Origin of the sequence: Brevundimonas sp., assembly GCF_036677305.1 — a bacterium.
Classification (GTDB): domain Bacteria; phylum Pseudomonadota; class Alphaproteobacteria; order Caulobacterales; family Caulobacteraceae; genus Brevundimonas.
In genome coordinates, this window is record NZ_JAKFEB010000085.1 from 1 (window position 1) to 12,573 (window position 12,573).

General features: G+C 68.9%; 4 protein-coding genes. 1 reads left to right on the top strand and 3 read right to left on the bottom strand.

Annotated features, from left to right (window positions below):
* Together V6M42_RS04855 and V6M42_RS04860 are read right to left on the bottom strand one after the other, a co-directional pair.
* Nucleotides 1–7,619 (bottom strand): two-partner secretion domain-containing protein (locus V6M42_RS04855; RefSeq protein WP_332677523.1); only part of this gene is annotated, 7,619 nt, incomplete at its 3' end.
* A gap of 54 nt (nt 7,620–7,673) precedes the next feature.
* A complete protein-coding gene (locus tag V6M42_RS04860) occupies nt 7,674–9,320 on the bottom strand; it encodes a ShlB/FhaC/HecB family hemolysin secretion/activation protein (protein WP_332677525.1) in 1,647 nt (548 codons plus the stop codon).
* Nucleotides 9,321–9,752: 432 nt separating this feature from the next.
* Between V6M42_RS04860 and V6M42_RS04865 the strand changes: the two genes are divergently transcribed.
* Complete coding sequence (locus tag V6M42_RS04865; RefSeq protein WP_332677527.1) at nt 9,753–10,592, top strand: transglutaminase-like cysteine peptidase; 840 nt, start codon at nt 9,753–9,755, stop codon at nt 10,590–10,592.
* A gap of 3 nt (nt 10,593–10,595) precedes the next feature.
* Here the strand turns inward: V6M42_RS04865 and V6M42_RS04870 are convergent, their stop codons facing one another.
* On the bottom strand, nt 10,596–12,554 hold the full coding sequence (locus V6M42_RS04870; RefSeq protein WP_332677529.1) for a sialate O-acetylesterase: 1,959 nt from the start codon (nt 12,552–12,554) through the stop codon (nt 10,596–10,598).
* Nucleotides 12,555–12,573: the final 19 nt, after the last annotated feature.

A 12,573-nucleotide genomic window follows, 5' to 3' on the forward strand; every position in this document is an offset into this window, starting at 1 on the left:
AGATTCGTGGCGCCGTCGGCCGTGAAGTCGCCGCCGGCCATGTAACCGCCGGAGAGACCGATCGAAGCCGCCTGGAAGGTCTGCGATCCGGTTGTCGCTGCGCCGTTCGACGCGATCGAGGCGCCGGAGACGTCGAGCGACGCCAGGGCGGTGGTCGAACCCGCCGCCCCGAGGCTGACCGCGCCGTCCGCATCGACCGACAGGTCGTGAGCGCCGTCGACCGAGGCCAGGGTGACGTCATCGCCGTCGATGGCGACGTCGCCGGTCAGGTTCGTGGCGCCGTCGGCCGTGAAGTCGCCGCCGACCATGTAACCGCCCGACAGACCAATCGAAGCGGCCCGGAAGCTCTGGTCGCCGGTAGTCGCTGCGCCGTTCGACGAGATCGAGACGCCGGAGACGTCGAGCGAGGCGAGAGCGGTGGTCGAACCCAGGGCGCCGAGGCTCACCGCGCCGTCCGCCTCGACCGACAGGTCATGGCCGCCGTCGACCGACGCCAGGGTGACGTCGTCGCCGTCGATCACGACATCGCCGTTCAGATCCGTGTCGCCGTCGACCGTGAAATCGCCGCCGGCGATGAAGGCGCCGGAGAGGCCGACGCGGGCGCCGGAGAACATCTGGCTGCCCGTGGTCCGGGCGCCGGCTGCGGTGATCTGGCCGGCCTCGATGACCAGGTCGACAAGGGCCGTGGTTCCGCCGATCTGACCCACGCTCACCGAGTTGGCGGCCTCGACCGTCAGGTCGTGAGCGCCGTCGACCGAGCCGAGGGCGACATAGTCGTCGCTGGTCAGGCTGGTCGAGCCGTTCAGGTTGGCCGCCCCGTTGACGGTGATGTCCCCGCCCGCGGCATAGGCGCCGGACAGGCCGACCGTCGTCGCGTTCCAGCTCTGCGCGGCCTGGGTGGTCGCGCCGTGCGAGGTGATGGCGGCGCCCAGCACGTTGAGGCCATTCAGCGCCTCCGCCGCGCCGATCGCGCCGACGTCCACTGCGCCGGTCGCATTGAGCGACAGGTTGTACTCGCCGTCGACGGAACCCAGCTGGATGTCGCCGTCGCTGTCGATGACCGTGTCGCCGCCCAGGGTCGCCGGGCCGCTGACGATGACGTTGCCGCCGGCGTCGAAGCCGCCCCACAGCAGCACGGTGTCGCCGGCGAAGGACTGGCCGCCGGTGGTGGTCGCGCCGCGCAGGACGATGTCCGAGCCCAGCACGGAGAGCGAGGCCAGCGCGACCGAGGCGCCGGCCTGGCCGACATAGACCTGGCCCTGACCCTCGACCGCCAGCGCGTGCTGGCCGTCGACGCCGATCAGGCTGATGTCGCCGGCCGCCGCCAGACGGGTGTCGCCGCCCAGCACGATCGCGCCGTCGAAGTCGAGGCCTCCGGTCGCGGTGACGTCGCCCGAGATGATCGTTCCCGCAGCGCCCGAAGTCAGGTTGAGCCCGCCCAGCTCCACCACGCCGAAGCGCAGGTCGCGTTGACCGGCCAGGGTGGCGACGCCGCCATAGGCGCCGGACGCGATGTCGATCAACGACCCGGTCGACGACTTGTCGAAGGCGGTCTGGATCGACAGGAATTGCTGGCCCGCGCCCGCATTGCCCGCGCCGACATAGAAGTGGTTGTCGCCCTGGCTGCCGTCCCAGCCCTGGACGTAGCTGCCCGCCGCGCCGAGGGCGACGCCGTAGTTCAGCGCGTCCTGCAGGGTGGCCTTGTAGAAGGTGTATCCGGCGGCGTCCGCCTGGAAGACGTCGTTGCGGACGGTGAAGTCGAAGCCCAGCAGGGTCAGCGAGCCGAAGCCGAACAGGGCCGACTCGTCCTGGGTGTAGAGGCCCCGCACCTCGCCGAAGACGTTGCTGGCCTCGACCACGATGTCGCTGACCTGCTGGTTGTAGAAGCGGTTGGCCTGGTAGAGCGCCAGCCCGCCCCAGGCGTTGCCCGAGGTGGTGGTGTTGCGCACGGTCACGTCGGCCGAGTCGGTGATCGAGATGCCGTTGCCCGCGATGGAGCCGGTCACGGTGACCCCGTCGATGACGGCGCCGACGACGCCGTTGAGGTCCAGACCGGTGCGGCGCGTGCCGTTGATGGCGACGTTGGTGATGGCGAAATCATGAACGCGGGCGCCCGCCGCGCCCGAGTTGGGCTGGACCTTGATGCCGTAGCTGCCGGTCGGATTGCCGTTGAAGGTGAAGCCGCTCAGCGTCACGTTGTCAGCCGCCGCGAAGATGCCGTAGCCGGCCGACTGGGAGTTGAAGATGGTGCCGCCCACGCCGGCGCCCACGAGGCTGACGCTGCGGGTGATGCTCAGTTCGCCGGGAAGCGTATAGGTCCCCGCCTCGACATGGACGGTGTCGCCCGTGCTGGCGACATTGACCCCGCGCTGGACCGAGGCCGAGCCGGTGGTGACGAAGACCTGGCCAGCCTTGACCCGGGCCAGGCCCCGCCCGGCGACGTCGGTGCCGTGGCTGATCAGGTCCTCGACGTCGAACAGTTCCGCGAGGCTCATCGCCGAGCCCAGCTTGCCGTTGAAGGCCACGCCGGTCAGGTCGAGGCCCGCGGCGCTGCGCCAGACGATGTGCTGCAGCGTGTTGGCGCCGGCGATGAAGTTGTTGCCGGCCCCGAAGGTGACCGCGCCGCCCGCCAGGGCGTTGTTCGGCATGTAGATGCCGTAGCGGTTGTTGGTGAAGGTGTTGCCCGCCAGGAAGGTGTTGGTCGACAGGCCGCGTCCCGGCTCGATCGCCAGGACCTGGTTGTTGTTGGTGAAGGTGTTGCCGATGATGTTCAGCTGCTGGACGTCGCGGGTGATAAGCACCGCGCCGTAGGCCGCCTCGCCCGCCGGGTTGAAGCCGCTGGTCCCGACGTCGCTGACGCTGTTGCCGGTGAAGTCGACGGTATTGCCGTTGAACACCTTGAAGACGCCGCCGAACGAGTTGGTCGAGTTGCCGACGTTGGTCACCGTATTGTTGGCGATGACGATATTCGGATAGGCGAAGGCCCCGGTCTGCTGGCGGAAGGCGATGCTGCCGTTCGAGTTGTCGATGATGTTGTTCGAGAACACGCCGCTGGCGATCTGCGTGCCGCCTCCGGCGCCCGCGCCGCTGCGGGTGTCGAACACCACCCAGCCGTCGATGTTGGCGAACTGGGAGTTGGTGATCGAGATCGCGCCGCCGTACTGGCCGCTGCCGAAGCCGTGGCGGCCCGTGACGTTCTGGGCGTCGATGCGCACGCCGTCGACGGTCAGGTTGGTGATCTGGCCGCCCTGGACGACAAAATTGCCGCCCGCGTTGCCGGTGACGGTGAAGCCTCTCAGCGTCAGATCGCTGAACGAGCCCGACATCAGAATGCCGCCGGTCAGATTGGTCTGGCCGATGCCGGCGCCGGCGAGGGTGACGCCCCTGGAGATCTGGACGGTGTCCGCATAGGTGCCCGCGGCCACATTGACGGTGTTGCCCGTCGAGGCCAGGGCGAGGCCCCGGTTGATGGCGCCCGAACCGGCGCCGGTGGTGACGAACACCTGGCCGGCCTTGATGCGGATCAGGCCTGCGCCGGCGAGATCGACGCCGTGACTGATGCGGTCCTCGATGGCGAACAGCTGCGCCAGGGTGGCCGTGTCGGCGGCGACGCCGTCGAAGACGTTCCCCGTGGCGTTCAGCTCGTTCAGCGTGCCGCCGTCCAGGGCGAGATAGGTCTGCACCCCGGAGAAGCTCGTGCCGTGCACCGAGGTCTGGCCGTTCGGCGAACCATAGACCAGCAGGCCGGAAGCCGTGGCGTTGGAGCCGGTGTATTCGATGTTCGAGAAGGTGCTGTTGTTGATGGTCCCGTTGACCACGCCGCCGCCACGCTCCCACAGCACGACGCCGTTCTGGGCTATGGTCCCGGTCGCGCCGCGGCCGGTGAAGGTCGAGCCCTGGATCGTCAGGTTGATGGTCCCGCCGTTGTTGGTCGCGCCCTGGCCGGTGACGGCGTCGATGGCGTTCTTGTTCCAGTTGTCGAACAGGACATTGGAGACCAGCAGGTTGGTGGTGTTGCCGGCTGTGGCGTCGACCGCCAGACCATGACCGGTCTGGAGCCCGCTGAAGGGCCGCACATTGGTGATGTGGGAGTTGCGCAGCTCGCCCGAGGCGTTCGACCAGAACACCCCGGCGTTGCCGGCCAGGTTGTTGCCGTCGATGGTCAGGCCGTCCAGGATCACATTGCTCGCGCCGTGGACGAAGACCGACACATTCATGTTGGCGTCGTACTTGTGGCCCACGCCCGTCGCCAGCAGCGCCGTCGGCTGGATGATCGTCAGGCCGGCGCCGGCGCCGAGGATCGACAGCGACTTGTCGATATCGAGCGCCTGTCCGTAGGTCCCCGCGCCGACGTTGATGATCGCGCCGCTGCGCGCCGCGCGGATGGCCGAGTTGATCGACATGGCGGTTCCGCCGATCACGCCGACGGAGAAGACGTTGTTCCCGCCGGAGCCGTTCCAGCCCTCGATCGAACCGGTCGCCGCCCGGCCCGTCAGGCCCAGCCAGTTGAAGGCGCTGGCCTGGTCGCGTTGGAACCAGGTGTAGATGTCGGCCGGATTGCTCCGGTCATTCACGATGTAGTCGTAGCCGGCGATGCTGAGGGCGCCGTAGTCGAGACCGACGCCGCCGACGACGCTGAGGCCGCCGCCGTCGGATTGATCCTCGAGATAGATTCCGTTGGCCTCGTTGAAGGTGTTCGAGGCGTCGACCGAGATATTGTCGACCTGCTGGTTGAAGGTCCTGTTCGTCTGGTACAGCGCCAGGCCGCCCCAGCCGTTGTTGAGCGTGGTCACGCCCGTCAGGGTGATGTTGGCGCTGTCGGTGATGGAGATGCCGTTGCCGGCCGTGATCGTCGACCCGCCGACGGCCATGCCGTTGGCCGTGACGTTGGCGATCGTCGCGCCGATGACGCCGTTCAGGTCGAGTTCGGTCTTGCCCGAGCCCTGGATGGTGACGTTGCTGAGCGCGAAATTGAACAGGCGGGCGTTCGGATCGCTCGGGCCGGTCTGCAGCGGCTCGACCTTGATGCCGTAGGTGTTGCCGGCGGCCGCCACGCCCCACAGGGTGAAGTCGTGCAGGTTGACGTTGTCGGCCTGGACGCGGATGCCGTAGGTCGAGGCGCCGCGCGCGTCGATGATGGTCAGACCCTGGCCCGCGCCGGCGATCTCGACCGACTTGTTGACCCACAGATAGGCCGGCGAGCCGGTCGGCTGGACGAAGGTGCCGGCGCCGACATTGACCCTGCCGCCGGTGACCACGGCGTTGATGCCGGCCTGGATCGTGGCCAGTTGGCCCAGGGCGCTGCCCTGGTTGGCGTCGTTGCCGCCGACGCCGACATTGACCGAGGTCCGGTTGGAGAAATTATACCCCTGGTCCTGGGCCGACATGCCGCCGTTGGCCGCCGACACGGCCAGCAGGGCCTGTTGCACCGCCATAGAGGCGGTGGGCGCGATCTTGACGGCGTTGCCGACGAGACCGCCCGGGGTCTGGTGGCCGTTCAGGTGGAAGTTGAAGCCCCATTCGTTGCCGAACGGACCCTGACTGTTGCCCGCGATATTGACCGCGAAACCTTCGGCGTTGAGCAGGCCTGCGTCCGTGTACTGGACCGAGATCCCGCTCTTGGTGTTGTCGATGATATTGCCGGTGATCGAGCCGCCGGCGTTGCGGCCATCGACCAGGATGCCGGTGCGGACGCCGTGGATGTTGTTGTTCGCGATGGTGAAGTTGTCGGCGCCGTTCATCGCGAAGATGCCACGGGTGATGCCCGACCAGCCATAGGTCAGATAGGACTGGGCGGACGCCGGGCCGACGATCTCAAGGCCCTGGACGGTCACATTGTCGGCGGCGATGGTCACGCCGTTGAGTTCGGGCGTCTCCGGCATGACGATCCGGGCGCCCGCCTCGCCGGTCAGGGTCAGACCGTTCTTGTTGATGATCGTCCCGCCGACATAGTCCCCGGCGCTGATCAGAATCCCGGCGTTCGCCAGGGCCACGTCCACCGCATTCTGGATGACGCCGCCGTTGCGGACGTTGACCTGCGTGGCCTGGCCCAGCAGGCGCTGGTTGACGCCAAGGCGGATCGCCGCGTTCAGGTTGACGGTCAGGCCGGCGACGCCGCCCTCGTCATTGAGGGACAGGGTGTTGGCGTTGGACTGGGCCGAGCTGTTGATCAGGCTGTCGATCGTGATCGAGTTCTGCGCCTGCAGCACGACATTGGTGGTGGACAGGCTGGCGACCACGGCCGCGGCCTCGCCGGCGCCGATCACCAGATCTTCCGGATCGATCGACCATGATCCGTTCACGCCGTTGACCGCCGTCGTGTCCACGCGCAGTCCGGCGTCGAGGCTGACGGTCTTGCCGGAGGTTTCGATGAAGCCGCCGTCTCCGCCGTTCGCGCCGCCCCGCGCCGACAGGGCGCCTGCGTAGGAGCCCTTGCCGTCTGCGATCGCCACGATCGAGCCGCCGTCGCCGGCGTCCACGGCGTCGGCGCGGAGGAGCGAGCCCGCCGTGGTCTGGATGTTCGCGCCGCCCAGGGTGATGTCGCCCCCGCCGGTCGCTCCCGAGGCGTTCAGTTCGCCGCTGACGGTCACGCCGCCGTTGGCGCCCTCCAGCACGATCGTTCCGCCCTCGGCGCGGGCCGAGGCGACGGAGATGAGACCTCCGGCGTTGATCACCTGGTCGACCACCGCGCCGGCGGCCACGGCGCTGAGCTGAACCCGTCCGCCGTCCACCAGGATGGATCCGAAATTCTCGACCAGCGGCGAACTGGAACCGAGGCCCAGCTCGATCAGCCGGTCGCCGGCGAGGTCGAGGGTGAAGGTCTCGCCCGAGGCGAGCGCGACCCGGCCGAGGCGGGCGTTGATGACCCCGTCGTTACGCACATGGGGAGCGACGAAGGCCGCCAGGCCGGCGTCGGCGATGTTGATGGAGCCGCCCATCAGGATCTCGCCCGAGGTCGCGCCGGTGAACTCCAGTCGGTTCGAACCGGCCATGAACTGGCCCACGTCCGTGCGGCCGGTCGAGGCGACAAGGCCGCCGACGTCGACGCGCGAGGTCGCCGAGAAGATCACGCCGTTCGGATTGAGGATCACCACCGTGCCGTTGGCGCGCAGGATGCCCTGGATCTGACTGGGCAGGCCGCCCTCGGAGATGCGGTTGACCGCGATCGAGGTTGTGCCGGGCTGGAAGAAATTGACCTCGGAACCCTGGCCGATGTCGAAGCTGCGCCAGTCGATGACCACGCGATCCGTGGACTGGGTGACGTCAAGGCGCGAACCGTCCTCGGCGAAGGTCGCGCCGCCGGCGACGACGTTGGGATCCCGGGGCAGGGCGTCGCGAGCGACGGCCGGCAGGGGCGTCGGGGCCGTGTAGGGCACGCGTGCGACGCTTTCGCGGCGCGGGATCCGCGCCGATCCCTGGGGCCCGCGCGCGAGATCCTCGCCGCGCGACCGCTCTGGTCCGCCGACGGCGGCGGACCCGCCATTCGGCGAGGCCACGTCCTGATCGGCCCATGCGGGGCCGATCGGCAAGCCGACCAGGGCGACGGCCGCCGCCGTGGCCATCAGTACGGACCTGCGGCGAACGGCGGGGGCGGTGCGGAGGTTGGTGCGCTTGCTCATGGTCGTCTCCAGGGCCCCGTTTTCGCCCGGGGCGGGCGCAGTTTTTTCCGAGCCTTAGAAGGCGGCAGATATCGAGAAGAATACGCGGGCGTCGCGGTCGCCCTGGGACGCCACGTCCCTTTCGAAGGGTTGGGAGTATTCGAGGGAGGCGGCCCAGTTGTCGTCGGCGGCGATCCGCACGCCGACGCCGCCGGAGCCGAGGGTGTCCCGTCGGGATTCGGCCGGCAGCGGATCGATCTGACGCACGAAGCCGGTCTCATAGAAGAGGTAGGGCTCGATCGACGACACGCCGTCGAGAGAGATGGTCTTGAACAGTTCGATCTTGCCGGCGAGGCCCTCGTCGCCGGTGATCTCGGACGGATCGAAGGCGCGGCCGAAGTAGGAGCCGCCGAGGCCGAACTCCTCGGAGGCCAGCAGGCTGTCGGAACTCCATTGCCCCGCCAACGCCGCCTGGACATAGACGCCGCCCGCGAGGTGCTGGACGCGGGACATCTCGAAATTGAGCCGGATAAAGACGCCGGTGCCGGTGGCGCGGGACTTGTCGCGGTCGGCCAGGACGGTGCCGTCGAAAATGCTGAAGCCGGTCACCATCCCCAGGCGGGCGCTGTTCAGTCCGCCCCAGGGATCGGCGTAGTTGCCCCCGATATCGGCGGTGAGCGTCCGCAGGCGGTCCTCGAAGATCGGATCGACCAGGGTGTTGCTGGACTCGGCGTTGCGCACGGTGAAGGTGGTGCGGCCGATCACATTCAGTTCGCGGCTGCGAATGAGGGGATATTCGAAGCCGAAGCCGGCCGTCGTGCTCTCGCCCTCGATGCCGAGGATGCCCAGTTCCTCTCCCGGCTCGGTGCGGGTGTAGCTGAAGAAGCCGTTGAAGCGCAGACCCGATCCGCCCAGCGGCTGGTCATAGTCCAGCGAGACGTAGCCGAGCTCGCCATCGGCAGGCGCGGCGACAAAGGCGGCGGCGATGCTCTCGCCGAAGCCGAGGCCGTCGTTGAAGGTCACGCCGCCGTAGAACTGAAGCGGGCCCAGCCAGCGGGAGCCGCGGTTATCGACGGCGAAGAACGCGTCGACCGGCTTGCGCTCGACGACCAGGCTCAGGTCGGCCGCGCCCGGCAGGGTGGCCGAGGGCGTGACGACCGAACGGATATCGAGGCCCTTCAGGTCGCGCGCCAGCAGCAGGGCCCGCGACAGAACGCGTCCGTCTGCCGGGCGCGATGCAGTGACAGGCGCCGTGTACTGTTCGAGGAAGGGGCGATAGCCGCCCGCGTCGCCCTCTATGGTCACGGTGGAGATATAGCCTTCGAGCACCTGGATGGTGACCACGCCGTTCTCGATCCGCTGCGGCGACACCACGGCGCGGGACAGCACCATGCCCCGGCGGCGGTATTCGGCCGTGACGGCCTCGGCGAGCTGGAACACGCCTGACAACGGCATCTCGCGATCGAGATAGGGCTGCGCGATCGCATTGAGCGTTTCGATCGGGACCGCCGTCGCGCCCTCGAACCGGACTTCGCGCAAGGTCACCGACAGGCTCGTCTCCGGTCCCGCCTCCTGCTGCGGAAGCAGGGGCACCTCGACGGGCGAAACCGGCGGCAGCTCGCGACGGTCGCGCAGACGCTCGTCGATCCGCCCGGGATCGACCTGGGGCGCGCGGGCCACTTGCGCATGGGCGTTCACAGCGGTCAGGAGCAGACCGCTCATGGCCAGGATTGTCGCGGCCGTCGCCGGCGCGAATAGGCGCGTCAATTTCATAGTCCCCCCGGGAGCTGGACGGCGCGCCGCCCGAGGCTGCCTACCCGACCGCCGACAGATATAACCGCAATATTTTAGGGAGGCCAGCCCCACATATTGCGGTTAACCACGATCGTTTTACCCCATATATTGATGGAGCCCAGACACGCCCGGCATTCCCTAGGGTTTTCTACCTACATCCTGCCCGGAACTATTTGATTTCACCCTTCGCGCCTCAATTGAGTCGCATGCAATGCTTGAATAGTTAAATCGATTGATTAAGCTTTATATATGGTTTCATAACTATTCTGTCGTTCTTAATATTTTAACCACCTCTGTTGAGCGTGTCCTTAAAGCCCCGCTGCGAAGCTTCCGGTCAGTCAAACGACCGGGATTTACTTCATGCGCCAGGGCTTCAGGATCACAGTGTTCGCCGCAGCGGCCATGCTGTGCGCCGCCCTTCCGGCCAGCGCCCACGACGCCGAAGCCGCGCTGGACCTCGCCTTCGCGTCAACGGGCGGGGGGACCGCCATGGTCGCCCCGCGCTGGGCGGCGATGACCGCCCGCATGGCGGCCGAGGACGCCGCGCCGCGTCCCGCAGCCCCCGCGTGCAAGCCCGCGGCCAAGACCACGGCGCCCGGCTGCCAGGCGGCGGAATGGAGCCGCAAGCTCGACAAGCTCAGCGCGCGCCCGGACGTCCGCCAACTGAAGGCCGTCAACCGCCAGGTGAACGCCCTGACCTATGTCGCCGACACCGACAACTGGGCCCAGGCCGACTATTGGGCCACCCCCCGCGAGATGCTGGAGCGCGGCGGCGATTGCGAGGATTTCGCCACCGCCAAATATTTCGCGCTGCGCCAGCTGGGCTTCGCCGCCGCGGACCTGCGCATCGCCGTGGTCTGGGACTCCGTCGATCGCGAACAGCACGCCGTGTTGCTGGCGCGGGCCGGCGAACGGACCCTGGTGCTGGACAACAAGCGGGCCGACCTGACGCCGCTCGCCGCGGTCGCCGACCGGTATCAGCTGCTGTACGCCCTGGATGACGGCCGCATCGCCCTGCCCCTGCAACTCGCCGCCGCCGAACAGCCCGGCGCGCCGCAGCGCACGCGCAACCGGATCGTCAACGGCGGGCGCACCCTGGTGATGCAGATCCAGCCCCGCCGCCGCCTCCCGGGCGCGACCCCGCCCGCCGCGCCGTTCGAGATGGCCCTGGCCGAGACCTCGGCCCCGGCCGGTCGCTAGGGGTCAATCCGACCCGGGCAGGCTCCGGAAGCCGACCCGTTCGCGGAACGGGCCCGCCGGCAGACCCGCGGCGTCATAGAGGTTGCAGACCGGACTATCCGCCCAGCAGAACCGCACCTCGCCGATCTGCTCGCCGGCCTGCGCCGGAATCCGCACCGTGCGACCCGAGGCCGTCGCGGCGGCATAGCGGCAGTCGTCACCGGTGACGCACAGCTCGAGGCCCACAATCTGCGCGCCGCTGAGCGTCCTCAGTTCGCCCGTGACATCGGCGAAGGCGATCACGATCTCGTCTCCGATCCGCTCGACCGAAGTCGGCGTCGGCCCCGAAGGCGGCGCCGGATCGCCATAAACGACGTGGCGCGCCGCGCGCGCCAGCCGCCGCCCCAGCTCCTGCTTCTGCGCCGGGTGGATGTCCCAGCGGTCGCCGAGATCGATCGCCACGGCCAGTCCGGCGTGATCGTCCGCCGCCACCGCCCGCCGCTGACTCTCGCGCAGCTCGGCCCAGCCCGAAGGACCCGGCGCCGTCGGCGGCGGTCCGAAATTGGCCAGCTGGACGATGAGGAACGGCAGGTCTTCCGCGCCGAACCGCGCGCGCCAGTCGGCCATCAGTCCCGCCAGCAGGTCGCGGTAGCGCAGACCCTCGCCGGTGTTGGACTCGCCCTGGTACCAGAGGGCTCCCTTCAGGCCGTAGTCGTGGAGCGGCGCGATCATGGCGTTGCCGATGGTGGTGAGGCCGGATGTCGAGGACCAGGGCGCGCGCGGCGGCGCGATCCCCACATTCGTGGCCGCGCGGTAGCGCCAGCCCGCCGGGTCCAGCGGCACGGACTCCCCGTTCGCGAGGATCAGCGCCCGTTTCTCCGCCGGCCCGTACAGGCCGCCGACTTCCCAGGTGTCATAGGCGTTGACGACGATGGTGTTCGAGCCGGCCTTCAGCAGGCCGCGCGGCAGTTGATAGAGACGGTCGCCGGAGCCCGAGGCCCCCACGGCCACGCCGTTGATCCAGGTCTGGTCCGCCTCGTCGACATTGCCCAGCGACAGGGTCCGCGCCTCCCCCGCCTGCGCCGCCGTCAGATCGATATCCAGCCGGAACCAGACCATGCCGTTGTAGACGGCCAGTTCAGGCACGCCCCAGCGCTCCCACGGCGCCATGGCGGGGACGGCGGTCCAGGGACCGGCGTCGGCGGGCGACCAGGGCGTGTCGCTCGCCTGTCCGCCCCACCACGCCTGCCACTGCCCGCCCCAGTCGGCCTGTGCGGCGACGGGATCGCTCGCGAGCCGCGACAGGATGGACAGCCGCCGGCCCTCCCCCGCCCGCTCAAGCGCCTCCCCGCTCATCCAGGTCTCGATGTTCGAGCCGCCCCAGCTGGCGTTGATCAGCCCCATCGGGACCTCGTGGTCGCGCCGCAGGTCATGGCCGAAATAATAGCAGGTCGCCGAGAAATTCCCGACCGCCTCGGGTCCCGCGGGAGCCCATGACACCGGGTTGCGGAACTCCGCCTGGGGCGCGGGATCGAAATCCTTGGCGACGGTCAGCAGCCGCAGGGCCGGGTCGTTCGCCGAACCGATCACGCTGGGTCCGTTCAGCGTCCTGCTGACCTGCAGTTCCATGTTCGACTGGCCCGAACACAGCCAGACATCGCCGACCAGCACGTCTCCGGCCTCGTCCCCCGCGCCGTCGGCGTCGACGACCTTGAGCGTGAAGGGCCCGCCTGCGCCGCGCGCCGGAAGCAGGGCGCGCCAGCGGCCGTCGGCCCCGGCCGTCGTCCGGACGGTCTGACCGCCCAGGTCGACCGTCAGCCGGGCGCCCGCCGCCCCGGTTCCCCAGACGGAGATCGGGCGGTCGCGCTGCAGCACGGCGTGGTCGGCGAAGATGGCGGCGAGACGCGGGGCTTCCCGGGCCTCGGCCGGCGACGTCAGGACCATCGTTCCAACGATCGCCAGACCCTGCAGGGCTCGCCGCATCCCGCGCATCGACATCGTT